Origin of the sequence: Pseudomonas sp. ChxA (genome assembly GCF_030263855.1) — a bacterium.
GTDB classification, from domain to species: domain Bacteria; phylum Pseudomonadota; class Gammaproteobacteria; order Pseudomonadales; family Pseudomonadaceae; genus Aquipseudomonas; species Aquipseudomonas fluorescens_CB.
This window is the reverse complement of sequence record NZ_JARPMK010000001.1, coordinates 4,525,334-4,548,355: the sequence shown is the minus strand read 5'-3', so window position 1 is coordinate 4,548,355 and position 23,022 is coordinate 4,525,334. Positions and strand designations below refer to the sequence as shown.

Sequence of the window (23,022 nt, the reverse complement as noted above, 5' to 3'; positions counted from 1 at the left end):
TACATCAGGCACACTGAGTTGATGCCATCGCAGGCAAGCCAGCTCCCACAGGTGACCGAGTATGGCTCTGCTGTTGCTGTTGCTGTTGCTCCGGCTCTTACATCCTTTTCGATGACGAAGTCAGCGGTCTTTTGATCTGCGCTTTTGATCTTGATCTGAAATCGCCCCGTCAAACACGATGGCCGGAATCTGACAGTGATTTGGGGGGTAAACCGGCAGGGATGCCGGTTTAGCCGCGCTGGGCCAAGGATGGCCCATCGCGGCGACCCCCCAAATCACTGGCGGATTGCGGGCATGCCGAGCCATAGCGAGGCACCGAGTGTTGGGGCGAAGACTTTTTGGTTACTTTTGTGTCTTTACAAAAGTGACCCGCTGTAAGAGCGGAACCATAGGCCGCCGTTACCGCAGCAACGGATACGCACCCAGCGCTCCTGCACCCCCCAGATCTCATCCCCCTCACCAGCATTTGCTTTGCGGTTTGGCGACTGCCAGGCTATAAACCCGCCAAATGTCCACCGAGAAGCGACAATGAACCCCTTCGAAGACATGCGCCTGTTTTGCCAAGTCATGGAGTCCGGCAGCTTCACCGCGGCCGCCGAGCAATTGGGCCTGTCCAAGCAGTTCGTCAGCCGCCGCCTGATCCAGCTGGAAGAGCGCCTCGGCGTGCGCCTGCTCAACCGATCTACACGTCGATTGGACGTCACCCCACTGGGCCAGAGTTACTACGAATCGGCCTTGCGCCTGCTCGGTGAAGTCGAGCAAGTGGAGCAGGGCATCACCGGCCAGAATAGCGAACCGCGGGGCACGATCCGGCTCAGCGCGCCGTTGTCGTTTGCCATGGCCCACCTGGGCTGCTTGTTGCCGCAGTTCCTGCAACGCTACCCGCAGGTGTCGGTGGAAGTTGACTTGAGTGATCGCCCGGTGGACCTGATCGGCGAGGGCTACGACCTGGTTTTGCGCATCGGCACGCTGGAAGACTCGACCCTGATTGCCCGGCGCATCGCCAGCGTGCAGCGGGTGTATTGCGCCAGCCCTGATTACCTCGCCGCCAAGGGTACGCCGCTCAAGCCCGAAGACCTGGCCGACCACGACTGCCTGCCCTACGGCCATGGCCGTCAGGTGCAATGGCGCTTCAAAGGCAAGTTGCAGGCGCTCAGCGTCAGTGGACGCATGCGCGTGAACAATGGCGAGTTGCTGCGCGACACCGCGATCGCCGGGTTGGGCGTTACCTACCTGCCGACCTTTATTGTCGCCGAGGCCTTGAAAGACGGGCGCTTGGTAACCCTGCTGGAAGACTTCGCCCCCGAAGCCCTGACTCTGTCGGCGGTGTACCCGCAGCACCGACAAAGCTCAAGGCCGGTGCAGGCGCTGGTGGAGTTTTTGCGCGAGCGCCTGGCGGGTGGTTGTTGAGTCACACTCATCCCTGTGAAGGCGGGCTTGTGTGGGAGCTGGCTTGCCTGCGATAGCATCACCGTGGTGTGACTGACACACCGAGGTGACGGCATCGCAGGCAAGCCAGCTCCCACACACGTTCAAGGGCCGACAAGATTGGCCAGCGTCGAACCCTGCACATACCGCTGCAGATTCGCCAGGAACGTATCGGCAATCTCCTGCTGGCTGTTGGTCGAAATTGCCGAGGTATGCGGCGATAACCGCACCCGTGCATGGCTGTACAGCGGGTGCCCCTGCGGCAGTGGTTCCGGTTCGGTCACATCCAGCGAGGCCAGGCCGATCTGACCGTTATCCAAGGCTTCCAGCAGCGCTTCCTGATCCAGTAAACCACCGCGGGCAATGTTGATCAGGTGCAAGCCCGGCTTGGCGCTGCCGAGCACATCCCGGTCGACAATATGCCGCGTGGCCTCAGTGAGCGGCGCTGCCAGCACCAGGTGGTCGGCGCGGGCGAACAGGTCGTGGATGTCCTTGGCGGCCTCAACAGAATCCACCTCAAAGGGCGCCTGGCTCTGGCGCAGCGCAACCACGTTGATCCCCAGGGCGAGGGCTTTTTGCGCCAGGCTTTTGCCGATCGCACCAAAGCCCAGAATGCCCAATGTAGTGCCCTTGAGCGGGCGCAACGCGGTGAAATTCCACTGGGCATCCTTCACCCAGATATCCGGCAAATGCTTGGCTGCCGCAAAGATCGCCGCCAGGGCGAACTCGGCAAGGTTATCGGCGGCGCTGCCCCGTGAGGTGGTCACCGGCGGGCCGTTGAACAGCCACTGCGGGTAGAAGTCGATGCCCGACGACACCAGATGCACCCACTGCGCGCCATACGGCCAGCCCGGCGGCGGAGTATCGGGCGCGGTGTAGCCGCGCACATTGATAGGTCGCAGCAGCAGGATATTGGCCTGGGGCGGCAGGTCGCTGGGTACACCGGCCGGCACGCCGATCACCTGGGCCTGGGGGTGGATCGAGGCAAGGCGTTCGCGCAATACCTGGTTGTAATCTTCGTCCAGCTGGCTGGCGATAATCACCTGACTCATGAGCGTTCCTTATTCATTGTTGCGCACGTTGAGCGAACACCGCTTTACCCACACCTTGCAGCACCGCGTCGTTCTGCGGCGTATGCACGCGGCTGCACAGCACGTCGCGGTAATGCCGTTGCAGCGGGCTATGGCGCGAAAGGCCAGGGTTGCCCGAGGCTTCGATGGCAAGCTCCACGGCGCGGATCGCATTGCCGGTCACCAGGTATTTAAGCTGCGCCGCATTGGCGGCTGGCGTGTGGCCTTGGGCGGCAGCATCGAGCAGGCTGCGGTTGGCAAACAGCAGGGTGTCGATATGGCCGACGGTTTCCTGAAAACGCGGCAAGCTCGACAGCGCGGCGCCAAGGTTGGACGGCTTGCGTTCTTCCAACCAGTTCACCAGCCAGTCCCGCGCAGCCTGGGCCACGGCGTCGTACACCGATGACAGCAGCACCGACATCCACAGGAACCCGTCGCCATCCAACTCCGGTTGTGGTGCGCTCCAGGGGCTGACGCTGACGGTATGGTCCAGCGGCACCAGGACGTTATCGAGCACCACTTCGTGGCTGCAGGTGGCGCGCATGCCCAGGTGGTCCCAGGTGTCGATAATGCTCACACCGGGGCTGTTTTTCGGCACCAGCCAGGCGCCCACCAGCGGGTCGGCATCATCACTGCGCGCCCACACGCTGAACCAGCTCAGGCCATGGCTGCCGGTGGAGTAAATCTTGCGGCCGCTGATGCGCCAGCCTTCGGCGGTGCGCACCGCCGTGGTCGCCGGCAGCCCGCCACGGGCCGGGGTGCCCAGGTCGGGTTCGACGCGCAGGGCGTTGATCAACGCACCGTTGCGCACGGCGTCTTCGGCGACTTGCACGCGCAGGTGTCGGGGCCAGGTTTTGCTGTCTTGCAGGCGGGTGTGTTGCAGGTACTGCATCACCAGAATCAGCGCGGTCGAAGGCTCGCCCTTGGCAATCGCGCTGATGGCCTTGCGCGCCTGCGCCAAGCTGGCGCCACCACCACCCAGGGCCTTGGGCACGGTGAGGGCGACCAGGCCATGTTCATGCAGCAGTTTGAAGTTGGCGTGGGGGAAGGCCCCGCTTTGGTCATACAGGTGCGCGGTGCCGGCCAGCTCGGCGCTGAGGCGTTCGAGCAGGGCGTTGAATTGCGCCGACCCTTGTGGGAGCTGGCTTGCCTGCGATGGCGGTGTCTCAGCCACCCGCAATGCAGGCCCAGAGAGCGCTATCGCAGGCAAGCCAGCTCCCACCTTGGCTAGTCGGTTGAGAGGTTCACTCATGCCAGCGCTTCCTGTTGCTCTTCAACTTCGCTGTACCGATTGCTCGGCACCTCCAGCCCCAGGTTATCGCGCAAGGTCTGGCCGCTGTACTCGCTGCGAAACAGCCCGCGTTGTTGCAGCACCGGCACCACCAGTTCGGTGAAGTACTGCAAGCCATCGGGCAGTACCGAGTTGATGATGAAACCATCGCTGGCGCCGGACTCGAACCAGGTTTGAATCGCATCGGCGACCTGCTCCGGGGTGCCGACAAACTCGCGCTTGGGCCGCGAAAAACGCAAGGCCACTTCGCGCAGGGTCAGGTTTTCGTCCCTGGCCAGTTGCTTGATACGGTCGGAACCGCCTTTCTGGCTGTTGCTGCCCAGGTCGCCAAGCTCCGGGAACGGTGCGTCCAGCGGGTACTGGCTGAAGTCGTGGTCGTTGAACGGGCGGCCCAGCGCCACAATCGCATCTTCGACGGTGACCAGGTCCACGGCCTGCTGGTAGCGGCTTTCCACCTCGGCGGCATCGCGCCCGACAATCGGGCGGATGCCCGGCAAAATCGACAGGCTGCCCGCATCACGGCCAAAACCCTTGGCGCGGCGTTTTAAATCAGCCGAGTAAGCCTTGCCTTCTTCGATCGTCTCAACATGCACAAAAATCGCATCGGAATGCTCAGCGGCAAAGTTGCGCCCATCTTCAGAGGTGCCCGCCTGGAAAATCACCGGCTGGCCCTGACGCGAGCGGGCGATGTTCAGCGGGCCTTTGACCGAGAAAAACTCGCCCTTGTGGTTCAGCGCATGCAGCTTGTCGGGGGTGAAAAACTCGCCGCTCTGCTTGTTGTAGGCAAAGGCGTCGTCTTCCCAGGAATCCCACAGGCCCTTGACCACGTTCAAGTGTTCCTTGGCGATGCGATAGCGCACGGCGTGGGGCGGGTGTTCGGCTTTACCGAAGTTGTCGGCGGTGCCGCTCAGCCAGGAGGTGACCACGTTCCAGCCGGCGCGGCCGCCGCTGATATGGTCCAGGGAGGCGAACTGGCGCGCCACCTGGTAGGGCTCGGTGTAGCTGACGGTCACGGTGGCGACCAGGCCGATGTGGGTGGTCAACGCGGCGAGGGCCGAGAGAATGGTCAGCGGCTCGAAACGGTTGAGGTAATGCGGGCTGGATTTGGCGTGAATGTGCAGGCTGTCGGCGATAAACACGAAGTCGAACTTGGCCGCTTCGGCCAGCTCGGTTTGTTGCTTATAGAAGCCAAAGTTCGTACTCGCATTCGGTTGCGCCTGCGGGTGGCGCCATTCGCCCCAGCCGTGACCGACACCGTGGACCATAGCGCCCAGTTTCAGATAACGTGGCGTGCTCATGTGCGGCTCCTTGCTTAGCGCGATGCTTGGGAAGTGGGAAAACGTTCGGCGTTAAAGCTGGTGTCGAAACCCTGGGATACGTCGATGCGCTTGGGCAGCAGGCCTTCCTTCTGATAGGTGTCGGCGGTCGCTTGCAGGCCCTTGATCACGCTGTCGTCAATCACCACGGGGTTCAGTTGCGTGTCTTTGGCCACCTCCAGGTGCACCGCCAATGGCAGGCCGGTGATCTTGGCCTGGGCGGCAGCGTAGGCATCCGGGTGCGTATTGGCCCAGGCGTAGGCGCGGTCGACGCGGGCCACGAAGTCATCCAGTTGCGGGCGTTTGTTGGCGATGGCCTGGCTGGTGGCGGCGAAATACAGGTGGTTGCTCAGTAACTCCTTACCGCTGACCAGAACCCGGGCGTGGCTTTGTGAGGTGACCACCGTGGTGTAGGGATCCCATGTCGCCCAGGCATCGACGGTGCCGTTATCGAGTACCAGCCGGGATTCGGCAGGCAGCAGAAATATGAACTGCACATCCTTGGTCGTCAGGCCCGCGCTGGCCAAAGCCCTGATCGCCAGGTAGTGCCCGATGGAACCGCGCCCGGTGACGATTTTCTTGCCCTTGAGGTCGGCGGCCGTCTTGATCGGCGAGTCCTTGGGCACTACGAGGGCGGTGGTGTTGCGCCCTTCGGCGTGGATGATGCTGACCACCTTGAGCGCGGCACCGGCACCCAACGCGAACACATACGGCGCATCGCCGAGGGCGCCAATATCGACGGCGCCCGCGTTCAGGGCTTCGCCCAGCGGCGAGGCGGAAGGGAACTCCGACCACTGGATTTGATAGGGCACGTTCTTGGTTTCGCCCGAGGCTTCCAGTAGCGCCTTGATCGTGGATTTCTGGTTGGCCACGCGCAGCGGTTGCAGGTCGGCGGCGTGTGCAGTGCCGATCAAGCCGAGGGCCAGGGCGCTGCCCAGGAGCAGGTGTTTGAAGGGGGTGGAAAAAACCATGGGACGCAGGCTCCAGGCAAATCGAATAAAGGTTTGGCTACCTCCGCCTGGAGAAGGGGTCGGTGAGAGGTTTACGTTATGCCCATAAAAACCGCCTGTGAAGTTCTTTTTGGTTATAAGTTAATTATTAAAATAATTGATTATGTGCTGATTGATTATTCTGTAATTGCATTAGGAAAGCGTTGAAAGGCCTGCCTCCAAGGGCACAGGCCACGGGTGCTGTTAGCGGGTAGTGGGTAAAAAGCGGGAACCCAACGTCTGCTCTGACCACTCACTGCCTATTGAAATACGCCGTTACAGGCCATGGCCGCAACCCAGGAGCTGGACCCATGCAAAGCCGTTTGAAACACATCCTGCAGCCGGTTTTCCAACTGATGAAAATCGACGCCAGTGGCCTTGAGGCAAGCCCCGACTATGTCATGACCCTGGACGACGGCCTGAAGGTGGAGCTGCGTGAATCACCCCCCGACTATCTCACCGTCAGTTGCCTGTTGCCGATTTCCACCGAGCGTTTCGATGACCCGCAAACCCTGGCAATCCTCCTGCAGACCAACCTGCTGGGGTTGGAGCATCCACCGGTGCTGACCGGGGCGATTGTCGAGCAGAAGAAGATCATTGTGTGGACCCGCCAACCGTTCCTGATGCTCGACGCTCATGGCATCAAGCGCTTGTTTGAGCGCTATGTGGAGCAGGTGCAAAAGACCGCCGCGTGGTTGGCCAGGCCACAGGAGCAGCCCGCAGCCGCTGGCTCCCGTGCCGATTTGCCTGGTGGCGGCAAACGCCCCGCGCCGAGGGTTTGACCCCTATGCGAGCATGCCCATGGGCATGCTCGATTCGGGCTGACGCTTAACCCCCAGGCCGACGGTTAAGCGTGGCAATGAACGTGTCGGCGCGCTCACGTCGTGCAGGTGTGGCCATCGGGTGACGGTCACGTGAGGTATGGCGGTGCGCGCGCGAGCTTTCGGCTGGCCGCGAGCGGACATCCGCCGAGGGCTCGCGGTGACGCTCAGAACGAGAGGCGCGTGGGGCTTCGGTGGTACGTCGGCCCCGTGAGTCTATTTCTGGCTCGCGACGGCTTTCCCGCGGCGCTCGGGGCGCAGGCGCTGGGGCACGACCGCGTGGGTCAACCGAGGCCGAGCGATAACGCTCTGCGCGCGGCGCCCGGGTGTCGGCGGTGGCGGTGGCCCGGCTGCGCGGCTCTACCGAAGGCTCGCGGCGTCGTTCTTCGTGCGGGGCGCGTGGGCGTTCTGCGGCTGCGGTTGAGGCATGGCGTGGGCGCACAGCAGGAGCCTCCCAGGGCACGATGACGGGCGCAGCGGTGGCGCTGACGGAAGGCGTGCGTGCGCGGGCACTGCCAATGGCGCGCATCAAGGGGGCAAACAGTGATTTGCTCGGAACATTGCCGGTCTTCGGATCGAGCCCCAGCTGGGTCAGGCGATCTTTGAACTGGGCCTGCGAAAGGTTGAGATCCAGGTATTGCGACTCGCCCTTGCTGCTTTTGTAATGGTAATGCATGCCCAGGTTTTTTGCGGTGTGGCGTTGGGCGTAAACCCCACCTTGGTTCAAGGCGTGCTTGACCAACTTGTCGCCGTCGGAGGGCATGTTCGGGGCGATGAGTCTGAAATTGTGGTCGACCTCGGCCTGGCTCGCCTTCGCGTCGTACAGCAAGCGGTTGCGTAAACCCGGGTCTTGACGCGGTTCAAAGTGGTTCAACAGCATGGGCTGCTGGTCGATCAGGGCGAAATCCTGCCGGCGCATGGCGCGTCCAAAGTCTGGCCAGGCGTCGACGATCACGCTGCCTTCGGACATGCGGTGGTCGCCTATTTCGGTCACGGCGTGGTCGCGCTGGGTCGAGTACAGCACTGAAACCGGCCTGTTCAGGCCCGAGGTGGCGCAGAGGGCGGCGCAGACCGAGGCCATTTCCGAGCAGTTACCTGCCTGGAAGCGCGCGGCGATGCGCGCACGGTCCCAGCCGTCACGCCCCATTTGTTTGAACTCTGTCTGTGCCAGGCCCGTGCGTTTGAAAGAGTCGCCGTTAGTGCGCACGATATGCCGTTGCTGGTTGCCCGAGCCTTTGTTCAAGATCCGCCAGGTGTCATCGATCGCCTGGTTCCCCACCGTGAGTGCTTTCATTTCCCTTTTGGAGACGCGCTGCACGGTGACCTGGTGCCGACCGAAGATGGCGTCGGTGGAGTCGGCGAGCACTTGGTTGATAGGGACACGATGGTGCGGGTTATCGGTGTTGTACAGCGCGGGGCTGCCGGTTAGCGGGAAGCTGTTGGGGGTGATAGGCATGCTAACTCCGTTTATTCATGGCGCAGAGGTGGGTGGGCGACGATTGCCGGGCGTGGGTTGACCGGTGACCGGGTGCAGGCCCAACTGGACCAGGCGTTGCTTGAACTCGTATTGCGTGAGGTTGAGGTCGGCTCGGCGAGTGTTGCGTTGGCTGTCGTAAGCCTCGTATTGCATGCCCAGGTGCTTGGCCGAGTGTTCCTGGCTGTACACCGGTTGTTCGTTGAGGATCGTGTTGACCAGCGCTTCGCCGCCCTTTGGATAAGCGGGGTAGAGCTTGCCGAACTCATAGTCGACACGTTCCTGGGACACTTTGTTGTCGTAGAGCAACCGCTTGCGTTCCAGCGGTTGGTAATCGTAGGGCTGCAGCGTTTGCAACACCGCAGGGTGACGGTCGATCAGGAAGAAATCCGCCTTGCGCATGGCCCGCCCGAACTCGGGCCAGGGGTCGGCGATCACGGTATTGTTGGTGGCGCGGCGGTCACCGAATTCGGCAACGGTGTGGTCAAGTTCCGGCGAATACACCACCGACACCGGCTGATTCAGCGGCGAGCTGGCGCCCAGCAGGGCACACACAGCGGCCATCTCTGCGCAGTTACCCGCCTGGAAGCGCGCCGCGACGCGGCCAATGCCCGCCCAGTCATTGCCCAGATGGTCGCGCCGTTCGTGGACCAGTGCCGTGCGTTTGAACGCGTCGCCGCCGGTGCTGCGCAGGTGCTTTTCCTGGTTGCCCGAGCCTTTGTTCAACACCTGCCAAGTGTCGGAGATGGCCCGGTTGGCTGCGAGCAGCATGTCCATTTCCAGGCTCGACACGCGCGTCGTATAACCCCCGTGTTGGCTGGTCGGGGGCACCAATACCTGGTTTGTCGGTACTCGATGGGTGGAGTTGGGGGTGTTGAACAGCGCCGGATCTGCACGGAACCGGGCGCCAGGCGGGGCTAATGGCATAGGGTGTTCTCAGGAATCGCAGGCCAAATCAATGAGTGGGGGTTTGGGGCATCCGGTTCCTTGTTGCGGTGATTGAAAACAGCTGGCGGCGTTAATCTGGCTTGATCCTGGAAGCTGAACGCATTCAAATGTGGGGGGGGTTGCCTGTGACAGCGGGTTCATGGGCTGGGTAGGGCGGTGTACATATCCGTTGCTGCGGTAACGGCGGCTTAGGGTTCCGCTCTTACAGCGGGTCACTTTTGCAAGGACGCAAAAGTAACCAAAAGGTCCTCGCCCCAACACTCGGTGCCTCGCTTAGGCTCGGCATGCCCGCAATCCGCCAGTGATTTGGGGGGGCGCCGCGATGGGCCATCCTTGGCCCAGCGCGGCTAAACCGGCATCCCTGCCGGTTTACCCCCCAAATCCCTGTCGAATTGCGGCCATCGTGTTTAACGGGGCGATTTCAGATCAAGATCAAGATCAAAAGCGCAGATCAAAAGACCGCTGACTTCGTCATCGAAAAGGATGTAAGAGCAACAGCAACAGCAACAGCAACAGCAAAGCAACAGCAAAGCAACAGCAAAGCAACAGCAGAGCCATACTCGGTCTAATGTGGGAGCTGGCTTGCCTGCGATAGCATCAACTCGGTGTACCTGACACACCGAGGTGCCTGCATCGCAGGCAAGCCAGCTCCCACAGAAAAGCACATGTTCTGAACTGCATGCGGTCAACTGTGGGAGCGGGCTTGCTCGCGAATGCGGTGTGTCAGTCAATTCATCTGTAACTGACCCACCGCATTCGCGAGCAAGCCCGCTCCCACATTTTGACTGCGTTGCATCAGTTAGAGAGGCATTTGCTTTGCACTTGATCTGGCTCTTGCTTCAACCACTCAGGTCGGCTTTCAGGCCGCCGTGCTGTAGATCTTGATCTTGATCTGAGACGCCCCGTTAACCACGCTGGCCGAACGCAGGCTTGAATCCGTGGGTAACCCGGCAGGACGCCGGGTTAGCCGCGCTGGGCCAAGGATGGCCCATCGCGGCGGCCCACGGATTCAAGCCGGAGTGAGGGCACACCGAGCCTAAGCGAGGTGCCGAGTGGTGGGGCGAGGACCTTTTGGTTACTTTTGCGTCCTTGCAAAAGTGACCCGCTGTAAGAGCGGAACCAATAGAAGCCATCACCGCAGCAACGGATATGTACACCGACAAACCGCTATCGCAGGCAAGCCAGCTCCCACACAAAAACCAGTTTCAACACAGCAGCCAGCCCCCACAGAAAAGCAGATCCACAGCGTACTCAGGATCTGCTTTCGCTCTGTACCACCCAGCCCCACTACCACGCATATGTTTAACCCAGAGGAAATGCCCCAGGTGGCTGCGGGTCAGGAATGTCTGCCTCGACGACACTGTGCGAACCACTCAGAGCCTTGCCCACCACCCCTGCGGCACTGGCCAGAGCACCTGGTGCGGCCTTGAGCAGTTGTGGCGCATGCTCAAGAGTTTCAGTAGGCAGTTGCGACGCAATCTGCAACCCACCACGCACCCGGTGGTAGGTATTTTCTGCGGTGCGCCCCCAAGTGCCAGGCAATGAACCGTGGGGTAAATCGGCGCGATCCGGCGCCCGCATATTCTGCAACGCCGTGCGGGTGCGCGGGAAGTTCGGCGCACTGGCCTGCGCCGCGGTGCCCGGCAACTGCGCAGCCTTGAGCGCAGCAGTGTGTGCCTTGGTTTCCGGCCCGGATTGGAAGGCGGCATACGCGGGAATCAACAGCGCTGGCGACCCCAACGCAGCCATCACCACCTGGCCGAATTTCTGCGCCACGGTGTCGGAGCCGAGAGTGCGGGCCACGGTACTCACCGCTGCCGCATTACCCAGGCCGATCAGCGAACCGAAGGTCTTGCTCAGCAGGCTCTGGCGCACCTCGCTTTTGCTCGGGTCACTGGCCAGCACCGCATCGCTGGCGGCCTTGGCAATGCGCTGGGCCAAGGGTTTATCGGTGCCCTTGAAGGTATGGGTCGGCAGTTCACGGCCGCGCTGGTCGGGCGTTGTGCTGCGCAATTGACTGCTCGATTGCACCCCACCCATCAGCAGCCCGCCGCCCATGGAGGTGAGTGTTCGCGGGCCGTAATCGTTGACATGCAGTTGCGGCGCGGCAAAGCCAATGGCACGGCGAATACCTTGTGCCAGGCCGAACGCGCCGAAGGCTTGGGCTTCGCCGATACCGGTGCCGTTTTTATTCGCTTGCTGGGCGTTCAAATGGCGGCTGCGCAAATCGTCCACGGCTTGCTTGGCCTGGGTTTTGGCGGCATCGCTCAGGGGCTGGATCTGCCCCAGGATACTGATCCGTGGGTTAGGATTGGGGATGACTTCCGCGGCTTTGATCGGCTTGAGGTTCCACGGGCCGACCAACTCTTGCCCGATCGGCTTGAGCAGGTTGGTACCCACTTCATGGGCGGCGGCCATGGTCACGCCAGCGGCAAATACCTGCTTGGGCAAGTCGTGGGGGATCGCCGACTCCACCACCGCACGGGCAAAGCCAAAGGCCAGGCCCGAGGCGAGCATTTGCGGCACGGCACCGGCGACGAACGCTTTAGTGGTCGCGGCCCAACCGTCATTGTGTTGGTGCAGGTCTTCCAGCACATCGGGCAAGCGGGCGTTGTCCAAGGCATCCTTGAACTCGCCTTCGGCGCTGGTCTGGCGGACCAGGGCCTTGAGCTGATGGCTGATGTCCTCCCATTCCTGGGCCGGTTGGTGCAGGTGATGCAAGGCCTTGACCGTCGCTTCAGCCTTGGCTGAGGCCTGTTTCAACGCACCGGGGATTTGCGTGGCGACCTGTTGCGCATAACGCGCGAAAGCATGCTCGCTACGCTCAATGTGCGCACGGTCGGTGGCCGACAGTTCGGGCTGCGCCAGCACTTCCTGGTAGAGCGCAACCTTGCCGGCAAACAATTCGGTCTGGGCCTGCACGGCCTGTTTGATTACGCGCCCGTAAGCAGCAACGTCGGGGGTGTTACCCGGCATTTTGCTCAGCTCGGCCAGTGCCTTGTGCATCTCCAGGCGGGACGTTTGCGCATGGCTGAGCAACTCATCGTTGATCACCGGGCTCAGGTGTTCGTCCACTTCCGGGAAGAGCTTCTCGGCAATGGTCTGGAAGGCCGCATGGGACTGTTCAAGCAAATATTTGCCTTCGAGCACCATCATTTTTTCAGCGGTTGCCAGTGGGCTGCCGGCGCCGGCCTTGATGGACTGGGCCAGCGCGGCGGCTTCCCTGGCCAAAGGCGCGGAAGGGCGCTGGCGCTGCGCGTAGCTTTTGAGGGTGGCACTGGGCGCGGCGGCGGGCGCGGGCGCAAGGTCGCTGGGCGGCCTGGAGGCCAGGCGCACCAAGCTAATATCGCCGCTGGGTGTTTCGTGCACTTCGCTATGGACGATGGCCGGCGTGGGGCCTTGATTGATCCCGGGAGTGCGCATCAAAAAGCCCTCGCGCGCGTGCGCTGGTCGTCGAGAAAGTAGTGTTGGCGCCACGCTTGGGCGTACTCGGCAATATGCCCCATCAGCAGCAGAACCTGCGCCGCCGTGGTGCTTTCCAGCGCCAGGGCACTGCCGAACATCACGTGGCCGGTGTGTTCATTGTGCGAAAAACTGCTGTGGCGTACGCCATCTATCAGGTGGAAGTTGGTGTCCAGCAGGCGCAATAAAATCGCCTCGCGCTGGCGCGCGGGCAGGGGGCCGAAGTCGGCATGCATGAGTACCGTTTCCGCCTCGGCGTTCTCGAGCGGGCGCAAAGAAAAATCAACGCCGCGAACAGTCAATTGGGGGGCTTCGTACAACAAGCACGCACTGGGGATCTGGGTCAGTTGGCAGAGCTCATCTACCCACTGGCGAAAGTGTTCGTTAGCCATATTTTTATTCTCCAGGCGCACACGCGGCCTTTGAGGCTTTTTTAGGCGCTGCGTAAAAATTACGCAGCAGTCCGCAAGGTGAGTGGGGAATAAGTCGATTCAGGTTCCAGGTTTTTTTAACAATGTCGTGTGCCAATAAAACTCAACTACCGGTAATAACCGCGAAGCTTCAATGTTTGTTGGAGTTGCTTCCCGTAGTGGCACTTAAAGTATTTTTATACATCGGTGGCAAGGAGGTTAATTGCCAGCCGTGTTGAGAGAAACTCAACATTCAAGATTTTTTATGGCGATTGACATGCTGTGATTCAAATGTATTCTCTGGCGCTACAAACAACGGGATCTAAGGGGTCGACGGCTTAAGTATTGTATTGAAAAGGGCGTGTTCGAACCTGTTCAGTCAATTTTTTGAACCGTTTAGTGTCGATGATAATTAGTCTGTCAAACATATGGCGGCTAATCTTTATTGCGCGCTTAGATAATAAAAAATATGTAATGCCTCGCGCGCAGACTCGCCGTGAGGAGCCAATTGCGGTTTCTCGAGCCCTATCAAGACTCGTCGGTTCTGTAGGGATGGCTGCTGCCAGGCACGCTGAGTGAGGTTTCGTTCAGCTTTCATTCAGGTTGAGTATTAAAGCGATGCCTGAAATTAGAATAAGCGTTCGGTTTATTTACTTGCTTCTTACTGTCAAACCTGCAACGAAAACAATTGCCGTAAGTAGCAAGTACATTCGTCACCCATCGGAATGTCACGGGGCAGTTACATTGAATCTATATCGCAGCCTTATGGATCGGGGACTGGATTGAGTAAGCCGATTGGGAGGTTGTATATATGACTGTGCGCGATTATTTTCATGGCGAGCATGACGGCATCAACGATTTTCCCGACCTTAAAGTCATTGCGCAAAGTACCTCATTGCTGGGCATTGATTTGCTGTTGTCCGGCGAGACAGGCACGGGTAAGGACACCCTTGCCGAGCGCATCCATACGCTGTCGGGGCGCAAAGGCAGTTTTGTGGCGATGAACTGTGCGGCTATCCCGGAATCATTGGCTGAGAGTGAATTGTTCGGGGTGGTCAACGGCGCCTTTACCGGTGCCAATCGCTCACGCAAAGGCTACATCGAGGCGGCGCAAGGTGGCACCTTGTACCTGGATGAAATCGACAGCATGCCCCTGAGCCTGCAAGCCAAGCTCCTGCGGGTGTTGGAGGTGCGGGCCATCGAGCGCTTGGGGTCGACCACCACCATTGCGCTGGATATCTGCGTGATCGCCTCGGCGCAGCGCTCGTTGTCGGAGCTAGTGGAGCAGGGCCGGTTTCGCCGTGACCTTTATTTTCGCCTCAACGTGTTGACCATCCAGTTGCCGGCGCTGCGTGAGCGCCGCGAACAGATCATTCCGCTTTTTTCCAAGTTCGTAGACGCCGCCGCCCAAGGCCTGGGGGCCGCCCACAAGACGTTGTGCCCCTCGATCATTCAGGTGCTGCTCAGCCACTCCTGGCCGGGCAATATCCGCGAGCTGAAATCGGCCGCCAAGCGCTTTGCCCTGGGGTTTCCATTTCTGGGGCCGGACACGCCTGCCGAACAGGAAGGCCAGACCCTCAAGGCGCAAATGCGCGTGATCGAACGGGTGCTGATCCAGGAGGCGCTCAAGCGGCACGACCACAGCATCGACGCGGCGTGCGTGGAGCTGGGTATACCGCGCCGGACGCTGTATCACCGCATCAAATGCTTGGACATATTCGGAAAAAGTTCGGCTCTTGAAAAAAATGTGGAACCTGTATCCACGAATTCTCCACAAATTATTACCTCGTACTGACGCGAGTGAATATTGGGAGTAATGACCATGACAAACCCTTTCCGTCCTACAGGTGGCTTTGCTAACGCCGCAGCACACGCAGCCAACGCCGGTATCAATGCGTTCCAGGGCGCGGCACAAGCAGCCGGCACTGTAAACGGCAACGCCAACCTGCAACAGGGCATGACTGACCAGACCAACAGCCAGGCTGCCAGCGCTCAGGAAATGATGATGAAGCAGCAGGACGCCCAGTCCGCCCAACTGATCATTGCCCAAGGCCAGCAAGCCATGCAGACCCAGCAATTGAACACCCTGCAGGCCATCGCCAACGCCAAGACTGACTCCGCGGAAAAAGAAATCTCCGGCACCGCTCAGCTCGCCAAAGCCATCAGCTACTAATCATTTCTGAGCCCTCCGAGTCTTCGGAGGGCTATTTTGATCCTTAGCGAGATCTCCTCATGGCAAATTCTGGCTTCGTCAATTCTGCGGCCCTGCATATCGGAACCGTCATTCCACGCGATGGCACCCTACAGGACCTGGCCGGTTCCAAGACTCCACAAGCCCTCAAGGGTGTAGTGGACCAGATTACCAACGCGTTAACGTCCAGCGGACACCTGGATACCGATACGCCGCTTGGGAAAATGGTTGAGCAGCAGCTTAAAAAAGACAATCCCTTCGCCGCGCTCGGTATCGGGCAAAACGCCGACAGCGTCAAAAATGCGGTGTCGGACCTGATCAAAAACACGCTGGGCAATAATTTTGGCGCCTCGGCCAGCGCCGGCATGGGTGGCGGCCAGGACCTGATGTCGCAGGTCATGAAGGGGCTGGGCAAGGCGGCGCTTAACCAGGCACTGACCCCTGAAGGTGATGGTTCGACCTTCTCGAATGCGGACAAGCCGCTGTTGCGTAAAGTGGCTGACTTCATGGACCAGAACAAGGCCGCCTTTGGCACGCCGGATTCGGGTTCGTGGCGCAAGGAACTCAACGAAGACAACTACCTCAACAAAGACGAAACCTCGAAATTTCGTGCCGCCCTTGAGCAGATTTCGCAACAGATGGACGGCTCCGACAGCGTCAGCGGCTCAGCAGCCCCGCAAAGCACCGCGGGCGGTTTGGGCAGCGCGCAAAACGATCTGCAGAGTGACGCATCCGACGACGATGCGTCGGATGACAGCGGCACCACCACGCAGGGCGGCCTCGGCACGCCACAAGCAAGCGCGGATGATTCGGGCAGTGATGACTCGGCAGATTCGGCTGACGCACCGGCGGCTAATTCGCAGCAGCAGCAGCTCCAGCAAATACTGCAGCAGCTTGAACAATTGTTGGGTGCCGCCTCCGGAATGCAAGGCGCCCAGCAGGGTGGCCACCACCATCACCACGACGCGCAAAGCCCTCAAATGCAGGACCAGAACCAGCAGGCTTCTGCGGCGCAGGCGGCGCAAAGCATTCTATCCGTGATGAGCGCAGGCGTTTCCTGATCCCAGGGCTTGTACTGTTAATTGCACCTTTCGACACCGTTTGCCGGAGAAACCCCCGTGACCATTTCCAGCGTCAATTCCTTCAAGAGCCTCGCTCTGGATCACGAACACGAGATGGTTTCCGGGCCTGCCCAAGCGGATGTCGATCTATTCAATAGCGCGATGCGCAGCGATCACGAGCCTGCCGGGCTGGCCGATGGCCTGATGGGCGCGCTCTCCGAACGCATTGGCACCCAGCAGCACCTGTCGCAACAGGCCATGCGCTCGATGAAAGCGGCCTCCGGCACCAGCGAGCCGATGGACATGGTGAAAATGAGCCAGGCGCTGTCGCAGTACTCCCTGCAAATGGCGATGACCACCAAAGTGGTGAACAAGAGTGCCCAGGCCCTCGATAAACTGACCAACCTGCAGTAGGCCCGGCGTGAAATTCCCTCGTTTATTGGTGGTTGTATGCCTGTTGTTGCTGGCCGGTTGTAGCGACGACACCGTGCTGTTCGGTGGCCTGAGCGAGCAGGACTCCAACGACGTGATCGCCAAATTGGCCGACGAACACATCACGGCCCACAAGCAGATGGAGAAACTCGGCGTGACCGTGCTGGTGGCGGCCGCCGATATCAACCGTGCGGTGCGGGTGCTCGATGCCGCAGGCTTGCCTCACCATGCCCGCGCGAGTCTGGGCGAAATCTTCAAGAAGGAAGGGGTGATCTCTACCCCGCTGGAAGAGCGCGCCCGCTATATCTATGCGCTGTCCCAGGAGCTTGAGTCGACCTTGTCGCAAATCGACGGGGTGATTGTGGCGCGGGTACACGTGGTGCTGCCGGAGCGCATTGCGCCGGGCGAACCGGTGCAGCCGGCGTCGGCCGCGGTGTTTATCAAATATGCCGCGTCGGTGCTCGACCCTGACAGTGTGCGCGGGCGTATCCAGCAGATGGTCGCCAGCAGCATTCCGGGGATGAGCCAGGACTCGGCCAACTCGAAAAAATTCTCGATCATTTTTGTGCCGGCGGTGGAATTCAAAGACAAGCAGACCCTGGTCAATTTCGGGCCATTCCTGATCAACAGCGACGACGCCGGTTTCTGGAGCATGCTGGTCATTGCGGCGCCGCTGGGCGGGTTAGTGGTGTTGCTGGTGCTTGCGCTACTGCTGCGACCCGACTGGCGTGCCGGGTTGCTCGGGCGCTTGCGCCCTGGCCGTTCCGGCGCCAACTACCCGGCGCGTCTGTGACCGAGGCCGACTGGGTCAACTGGTGGTGCTGCACCTGGCGCTGGATGCACCCAGGTTGGCAACCCCAATTGGTGCCGTTCACCCCGGTGTCGCGCAGCCGGCACACTGACCTGTTGAATTGCTTGGGCATCACGCCCTCCCAACCGCCCGCGCCGCAGGTTGATGCCATGCATTGGCTGTCGCTCACTGAGCAACAGCAAGCCGAGGCCTTGGCGTTGGTGGCGGCGATCTGTTTTGCCAACCCAGCGTTGCAGGCACAGGTGTCGGATGAGCAATGGGCATGGTGCCGAGGCCTGGCCAAGGCGCTGCGCCCCGGACTTTGGCTGGGGGCCGAGGTGCTCGATGCACGGTGCTTGCTCGGTGCCTGGTTGGGGGAGGGCTGCTGGTCGCGCCTGCGTTTGGCCTGGGCACCGGATGAGGTGCTGGTGCCGGCCTTGAATGTGCCGGCGCGCAAACTCGATGCCGTGTGGCACGCAGTATTGTGGAAGGTGTTGACGTGAGGCGAACCCCAGCATGTTAGTGCGTAGAACATTATCGCTCGGCGACCAGCACGCAGCCCCCGTGGGCATTGTGCGCCATGAACAATTTCGTGATTCCCAGGCGGCGGTCGACCTGCTGGCGCAGGCGCGCGAGCAGGCAGAGGCACTGCTGCTTGAGGCCCAGCAGCAGCGCCAACAGGTAATCGATCAGGCCAGCGCGCAATTCTGGGAAGACGCCGGGGCCTTTTTGCAAGGTATCGAAACCCAGGCGCAGGCGGCGCACAACCATGTGGTGCAGGCTGCTCGGCAATTGCTTAACCAGGCCATTGAGCGCTTGTTCGGCGAATGTACCCTCGGCGAACGCGCCCAGGCCCTGATCACGCATCTGGCTGCCGGCCAAAGCCACGCCACCGGTGCCACGCTGAGCTGCCACCCACAGGTGTTTGCGCAGGTGCAAGCGTGGGTCGCCAGCAGTCGCTTTGCCGCGTTGTGGCAATTGCGCGAAGACGGCGCGATGCCCATCGACGCGTTGCGCTTGAGTAATGACGCCGGGGAGTTCGACCTTGACTGGGCGAGTTTGCAGCGCTGCATGCTCGCTCCGGGTGGCTGATCAAAACCGCGATTTATTCTCCTGTGAATTGATAGAAAGCGTGGAACCTGTGTCGGGGTTTGTTCCACTCACTTTGTAACAAAATTCATGGAGCCCTCCGCATGATCAGCTTCAAGTCTCTGCAAACTCACCTTGAGCACAACTTCACCCGCAATCAGGGCAGCACTGACACGGCGGCCCTGGACGCTGAAGACACCGCCTCACCTGAAGACTTCCGGGCCTTCGCCGACGCGGCGCAGAAGATGGCCACCACCACCTCGGTGATGAACGAAGGACTGCGTGCCGAGCACGGCATCACCAAGTCGATCATCGATGGAATTCAGTGATTTTGTCGCGGTCCTGAGCCAATGGTTCGAGCACCCGGGCGGCGCGCCGCTTGATTGCTGGATCGACGATGCCAACGCCCGGTTGTCGCCTGTGGAAGGCGGTTTGCGCTGCAGCATCGACGTACTCGACCCTTATGACGCCAGTGCCCCGGAGCGCCTGATGGCCATCCTCAGCCTGGGCGGCGCGAGTGTGGCCTGTCACTGCGACGGTGGCTTGGCCATCGACCCCGAGAGCAAATGCCTGGTGTTGGTGTACTGGCTGGCGTTGCCGTGCACGGTTGACGCTGTGCTGGGCATCCTGCAAAGCCTGGCCAACCAGCGCGGGGCGATGCTCAGCCAGATGCACCAAAACGTGCTTGATTCGCACCCTGCCGAGTCCCGTGCCGTAACCCCCAACTGGCTCCCTGGAGTGTGAAATGCAAAAGGCCTACCGCTGGTTGCCGTGGCTACTGATGTGCTTGAGTGCCTCGGCGCTCGCGGCCGTGCCGCCGAACTGGAAGCACGTGGCGTATTCCTATGATGCGCAGCAAACCGACCTGTCCACCACGTTGCAAGCCTTCGCCAAGGAGTTCGGCATTGGCCTTGAGATGGCGCCGATTGCCGGTGTAGTCGATGGCCGTATCCGTGCCGCCAGCCCCGAGGCTTTTCTGGATCGCCTGGGCCAGGAACATCACTTCCAGTGGTTCGTGTACAACGACACCTTGTATGTCAGCAATACCAGCGAGCAGACCTCGGCGCGCATCGAGGTTTCCCCGGATGCGGTGGATGATCTCAAGACCGCGTTGAGCGATGTCGGCTTGCTGGACCCAAGGTTCGGTTGGGGCGCGCTGTCGGATGACGGTGTGGTGCTGGTCAGCGGCCCACCGCGTTACGTGCAGTTTGTGCGCGAGTACAGCAAGACCGTCGACAAGCCGGATGAAAAGCAAGACGTGGTGGTGCTGCCGCTGCGTTACGCCAACGCTGCCGACCGCAGCATCAAGTACCGCGACGAGACACTGACGGTTGCCGGTGTGGCGAGCATCCTCCAGGACTTGCTCGACAGCCGTTCACGTGGCGACTCGATCAATAACCTCAACCTGCTGCAAGGCGCCGGGTTGGGTGGCGGTCTGGGCACGGCGCTGGGCACCGGCTCCTCGGGCACCAGCAACAACTACGGCAGCACTCCGTATGGCGGCGGGGCGTCGTTGCTCGGCAACGTCGACACCGAAAACCTGCAACAAGGCCTGGACCGGGTGTTGTCGGGGTCCGGCCTGCTCAACCCCAAGGGCGGCAGCGGCTCGAGCAAATCGAAAATCCGCGTGACCGCCGACGTGCGTAACAACGCGGTGCTGATCTACGACTCGCCCAAGCGCAAGGCGTTGTATGAACGGCTGGTCAAACAGCTGGACATCCCGCGCAACCTGATTGAAATCGACGCGGTGATTCTGGATATCAACCGCGATGACCTTGCGGAGCTGTCGAGCAACTGGAACGTGTGGTTCGGCGGCACCAATGTGACCTCGTCGCTGCTGGACTCAGGCTCCAACTCGACCTTGTCGGCGGAAAACTCCGGGCGTTTTGCCCTGGCCATCCATGCCCTGGAAGGCAAGGGCGCGGCCACGGTGGTGGGGAACCCGTCGATCCTGACGCTTGAGAACCAGCCGGCGGTGATTGATTTCAGCCGTACCGAATACCTCACCGCCACGGGTGAGCGGGTGGCCGATATTCAGCCGATCACGGCGGGCACCAGCCTGCAGGTGATTCCGCGTTCGTTATCCCATGGCGGCAAATCCGAAGTGCAGTTGATCCTCGACATTGAGGACGGGCAGATAGAGCAGTCGGTGCTGGATGACACCAAGCCCAGCGTGCGCACGGGCAACGTCAGCACCCAGGCGGTAATCGCCGAGCATGGATCACTGGTGGTGGGTGGTTTCCACGTACAGGAAACCGATGACAAAGTGCGCAAGATCCCCTGGCTCGGCGACATCCCCTGGATCGGCAAACTGCTGTTCACCTCCAACAGCCATCACACCAGCAAGCGTGAACGTCTGTTCATCCTCACGCCGCGCTTGATTGGCGACCAGGTTGACCCGGCGCGCTACGTGGAAAGTGGCGACCCCAACGACGTAGACGCGGCCATGAAGCGCATCGATGACCGGCACGACGGCGTGCAGCCAACCCGCATCGATGTGCAGCGCGCCTTTACCCAACTGCTCAACAACGTGCAGCCGGCGGGTTTCAGCGAGAGCAAGGTGCCGTTGTTTGTGCCGCAAAGCCTGTGCGACCAACAGCCGGGCATTGTGATCGATGGCAAACGTACCCAGTGGTACGAGCGCACCACCTGGAGTGTTGGCGTGGTGGTTGCCCGCAACACCAGTGCGCAACCGGTACGTCTGGACGAAAGCACCTGCGGCGGACGCTGGGTGCTGGGGGTGAGTGCCTGGCCGCATGCCTGGTTGCAACCGGGTGCGGAAAGTGAGGTGTTTGTGGCGGTGCGTCAGCCTCAGGCACTGAAGGCCACGGCCACCACGCGTGTCTCATTGCTGCGGGAGGCGAAGCCATGAAGCCCTTCGTGTTGATCGGTTTTTGCTTGCTGTGCGCGACCTTGACCGGGTGTGCGATGCACCCGGCGGGTTGCGCTGGGGCTGCTTGCGAGCGGCCTGATTCGAGCGATCGCGAGCTGGTGATCTGGTGGCCCGAGGATATGCGGCCGGGACTGGATACCCCACAAAGGAACCAAGACTTTACAGTCGTGCCATTGAGAGATTGAGCATCATGATCCGAGTGTCAGAGAAAGCGGAATTCTATGAGCGGGTAGCGGCTGGGCAAGCTGCGGTTTGGCCGGTGGCTCACGGGGTGTCCTTTGTGAGTCGTCGTGAGCATCATGACTGGGGGATTGCGTTGCATATCGACAGCCGCACGCTGCAGCCGCAGCAATTGCGTGGGGCACTGGAGCGGCGGTTTACCCAGTCGCATCTGTTTCCGGATTATTTTTTGTCGCTTGATTCGCAGCGGGATTTTGTGGTGTGGCATGCGGCGCCGCTGACGTTTCAGGGGGGTGGGGCGCTGGATGATATTTGTGAGCATCAGTTGATGTTGGCGGGGGTTGGGGGGGTGGGTTGATGGTGTACATATCCGTTGCTGCGGTAACGGCGGCCTAGGGTTCCGCTCTTACAGCGGGTCACTTTTGCAAGGACCGGAATGCCGGCCCAGTCAAAAGTAACCAAAAGGTCCTCGCCCCACCACTCGGTGCCTCGCTTAGGCTCGGCATGCCCTCACTCCGGCTTGAATCCGTGGGCCGCCGCGATGGGCCATCCTTGGCCCAGCGCGGCTAACCCGGCGTCCTGCCGGGTTACCCACGGATTCAAGCCTGCGTTCGGCCATCGTGGTTAACGGGGCGTCTCAGATCAAGATCAAGATCTACAGCACGGCGGCCTGAAAGCCGACCTGAGTGGTTGAAGCAAGAGCCAGATCAAGTGCAAAGCAAATGCCTCTCTAACTGATGCAACGCAGTCAAAATGTGGGAGCGGGCTTGCTCGCGAATGCGGTGGGTCAGTTACAGATGAATTGACTGACCCACCGCATTCGCGAGCAAGCCCGCTCCCACAGTTGATCGCATGCAGTTTTGAACATGTGCTTTTCTGTGGGAGCTGGCTTGCCTGCGATGCAGACAACTCGGTACATCAGGCACACTGAGTTGATGCCATCGCAGGCAAGCCAGCTCCCACATTAAACCGAGTATGGCTCTGCTGTTGCTGTTGCTGTTGCTGTTGCTGTTGCTCGTACATCCTTTTCGATGACGAAGTCAGCGGTCTTTTGATCTGTGCTTTTGATCTTGATCTGAAATCGCCCCGTTAAACACGATGGCCGGAATCTGACAGTGATTTGGGGGGTAAACCGGCAGGGATGCCGGTTTAGCCGCGCTGGGCCAAGGATGGCCCA

Annotated in this window: 22 protein-coding genes; 14 read left to right on the top strand and 8 right to left on the bottom strand. The window is 60.8% G+C overall.

Annotated elements, in window-relative coordinates; all coding sequences use genetic code 11:
* The first annotated feature begins 528 nt into the window (after positions 1 to 528).
* Positions 529 to 1,410 carry a LysR family transcriptional regulator gene (locus P5706_RS20100; RefSeq protein WP_200434826.1) on the top strand — a complete coding sequence of 294 codons (882 nt, stop codon included), beginning with the start codon at positions 529 to 531 and terminating at the stop codon, positions 1,408 to 1,410.
* Between the two features lie 122 nt (positions 1,411 to 1,532).
* On the opposite strand, the gene P5706_RS20095 is transcribed toward P5706_RS20100, so the two are convergent.
* Genes P5706_RS20095 through P5706_RS20080 form a run of 4 tightly spaced genes read right to left on the bottom strand, consistent with a single transcriptional unit; the run spans position 1,533 to position 6,076 of the window.
* The gene (locus tag P5706_RS20095; RefSeq protein ID WP_200434827.1) at positions 1,533 to 2,480 is read right to left on the bottom strand and encodes a D-isomer specific 2-hydroxyacid dehydrogenase family protein; all 948 of its coding nucleotides are present in this window, start codon (positions 2,478 to 2,480) and stop codon (positions 1,533 to 1,535) included.
* Between the two features lie 13 nt (positions 2,481 to 2,493).
* Positions 2,494 to 3,750: an acyl-CoA dehydrogenase family protein gene (locus tag P5706_RS20090; RefSeq protein ID WP_285681193.1), complete on the bottom strand. Its 1,257-nt coding sequence runs from the start codon at positions 3,748 to 3,750 to the stop codon at positions 2,494 to 2,496.
* Positions 3,747 to 5,087, bottom strand: a complete 1,341-nt coding sequence (locus tag P5706_RS20085) for an LLM class flavin-dependent oxidoreductase (RefSeq protein WP_200434828.1) — start codon at positions 5,085 to 5,087, stop codon at positions 3,747 to 3,749. The genes P5706_RS20090 and P5706_RS20085 overlap by 4 nt, the downstream gene beginning before the upstream one ends.
* Before the next feature lie 14 nt (positions 5,088 to 5,101).
* Positions 5,102 to 6,076: an ABC transporter substrate-binding protein gene (locus P5706_RS20080; RefSeq protein ID WP_200434829.1), complete on the bottom strand. Its 975-nt coding sequence runs from the start codon at positions 6,074 to 6,076 to the stop codon at positions 5,102 to 5,104.
* 329 nt (positions 6,077 to 6,405) lie between these two features.
* On the opposite strand from P5706_RS20080, the gene P5706_RS20075 reads away from it, so the two are divergent.
* Positions 6,406 to 6,876, top strand: a complete 471-nt coding sequence (locus P5706_RS20075; protein WP_200434830.1) for a CesT family type III secretion system chaperone — start codon at positions 6,406 to 6,408, stop codon at positions 6,874 to 6,876.
* 46 nt (positions 6,877 to 6,922) lie between these two features.
* Here P5706_RS20075 and P5706_RS20070 read toward each other — a convergent pair whose 3' ends face one another.
* The 4 genes from P5706_RS20070 to P5706_RS20055 all read right to left on the bottom strand — a co-directional run bounded on the left by P5706_RS20070 (position 6,923) and on the right by P5706_RS20055 (position 13,191).
* A complete protein-coding gene (locus tag P5706_RS20070; protein WP_285681189.1) occupies positions 6,923 to 8,371 on the bottom strand; it encodes a hypothetical protein in 1,449 nt (482 codons plus the stop codon).
* Between the two features lie 15 nt (positions 8,372 to 8,386).
* Positions 8,387 to 9,316, bottom strand: coding sequence for a hypothetical protein (locus tag P5706_RS20065; protein WP_285681187.1), 930 nt, complete (start codon positions 9,314 to 9,316; stop codon positions 8,387 to 8,389).
* 1,323 nt (positions 9,317 to 10,639) lie between these two features.
* The gene (locus P5706_RS20060; RefSeq protein WP_285681185.1) at positions 10,640 to 12,760 is read right to left on the bottom strand and encodes a hypothetical protein; all 2,121 of its coding nucleotides are present in this window, start codon (positions 12,758 to 12,760) and stop codon (positions 10,640 to 10,642) included.
* Complete coding sequence (locus P5706_RS20055; protein ID WP_200434738.1) at positions 12,760 to 13,191, bottom strand: type III secretion system chaperone family protein; 432 nt, start codon at positions 13,189 to 13,191, stop codon at positions 12,760 to 12,762. Before P5706_RS20055 ends, P5706_RS20060 begins: the two co-directional genes overlap by 1 nt.
* 829 nt (positions 13,192 to 14,020) lie before the next feature.
* Here P5706_RS20055 and P5706_RS20050 point away from each other — a divergent pair.
* From P5706_RS20050 to P5706_RS19995, 12 genes are all read left to right on the top strand, one after another.
* Positions 14,021 to 15,004 (top strand): sigma 54-interacting transcriptional regulator, encoded by a 984-nt coding sequence (locus tag P5706_RS20050; protein WP_200434739.1) that lies wholly within the window; start codon positions 14,021 to 14,023, stop codon positions 15,002 to 15,004.
* A 27-nt stretch (positions 15,005 to 15,031) separates the two neighbouring features.
* On the top strand, positions 15,032 to 15,382 hold the full coding sequence (locus P5706_RS20045) for a type III secretion system major pilin HrpA (protein WP_200434740.1): 351 nt from the start codon (positions 15,032 to 15,034) through the stop codon (positions 15,380 to 15,382).
* Positions 15,383 to 15,441: 59 nt separating this feature from the next.
* The gene (locus P5706_RS20040; RefSeq protein WP_285681180.1) at positions 15,442 to 16,461 is read left to right on the top strand and encodes a hypothetical protein; all 1,020 of its coding nucleotides are present in this window, start codon (positions 15,442 to 15,444) and stop codon (positions 16,459 to 16,461) included.
* Positions 16,462 to 16,518: 57 nt separating this feature from the next.
* The gene (gene sctI, locus P5706_RS20035; protein ID WP_200434742.1) at positions 16,519 to 16,875 is read left to right on the top strand and encodes a type III secretion system inner rod subunit SctI; all 357 of its coding nucleotides are present in this window, start codon (positions 16,519 to 16,521) and stop codon (positions 16,873 to 16,875) included.
* 7 nt (positions 16,876 to 16,882) lie between these two features.
* Positions 16,883 to 17,686, top strand: coding sequence for a type III secretion system inner membrane ring lipoprotein SctJ (gene sctJ, locus P5706_RS20030; RefSeq protein WP_285681178.1), 804 nt, complete (start codon positions 16,883 to 16,885; stop codon positions 17,684 to 17,686).
* The gene (locus P5706_RS20025) at positions 17,683 to 18,186 is read left to right on the top strand and encodes a type III secretion protein (RefSeq protein ID WP_285681176.1); all 504 of its coding nucleotides are present in this window, start codon (positions 17,683 to 17,685) and stop codon (positions 18,184 to 18,186) included. The genes sctJ and P5706_RS20025 overlap by 4 nt, the downstream gene beginning before the upstream one ends.
* A 13-nt stretch (positions 18,187 to 18,199) precedes the next feature.
* Positions 18,200 to 18,775, top strand: a complete 576-nt coding sequence (sctL, locus tag P5706_RS20020; RefSeq protein ID WP_285681174.1) for a type III secretion system stator protein SctL — start codon at positions 18,200 to 18,202, stop codon at positions 18,773 to 18,775.
* A gap of 101 nt (positions 18,776 to 18,876) precedes the next feature.
* Positions 18,877 to 19,101, top strand: coding sequence for a type III secretion protein (locus P5706_RS20015; RefSeq protein WP_064455080.1), 225 nt, complete (start codon positions 18,877 to 18,879; stop codon positions 19,099 to 19,101).
* Positions 19,088 to 19,516, top strand: a complete 429-nt coding sequence (locus P5706_RS20010) for a type III secretion protein (RefSeq protein WP_200434745.1) — start codon at positions 19,088 to 19,090, stop codon at positions 19,514 to 19,516. The genes P5706_RS20015 and P5706_RS20010 overlap by 14 nt, the downstream gene beginning before the upstream one ends.
* A 1-nt stretch (position 19,517) precedes the next feature.
* Positions 19,518 to 21,644, top strand: coding sequence for a type III secretion system outer membrane ring subunit SctC (sctC, locus tag P5706_RS20005; protein WP_200434746.1), 2,127 nt, complete (start codon positions 19,518 to 19,520; stop codon positions 21,642 to 21,644).
* A complete protein-coding gene (hrpT, locus tag P5706_RS20000; RefSeq protein ID WP_285681170.1) occupies positions 21,641 to 21,850 on the top strand; it encodes an HrpT family type III secretion system protein in 210 nt (69 codons plus the stop codon). Before sctC ends, hrpT begins: the two co-directional genes overlap by 4 nt.
* 5 nt (positions 21,851 to 21,855) lie before the next feature.
* Positions 21,856 to 22,203, top strand: a complete 348-nt coding sequence (locus P5706_RS19995; RefSeq protein ID WP_285682785.1) for a type III secretion protein HrpV — start codon at positions 21,856 to 21,858, stop codon at positions 22,201 to 22,203.
* Positions 22,204 to 23,022 lie beyond the last annotated feature (819 nt).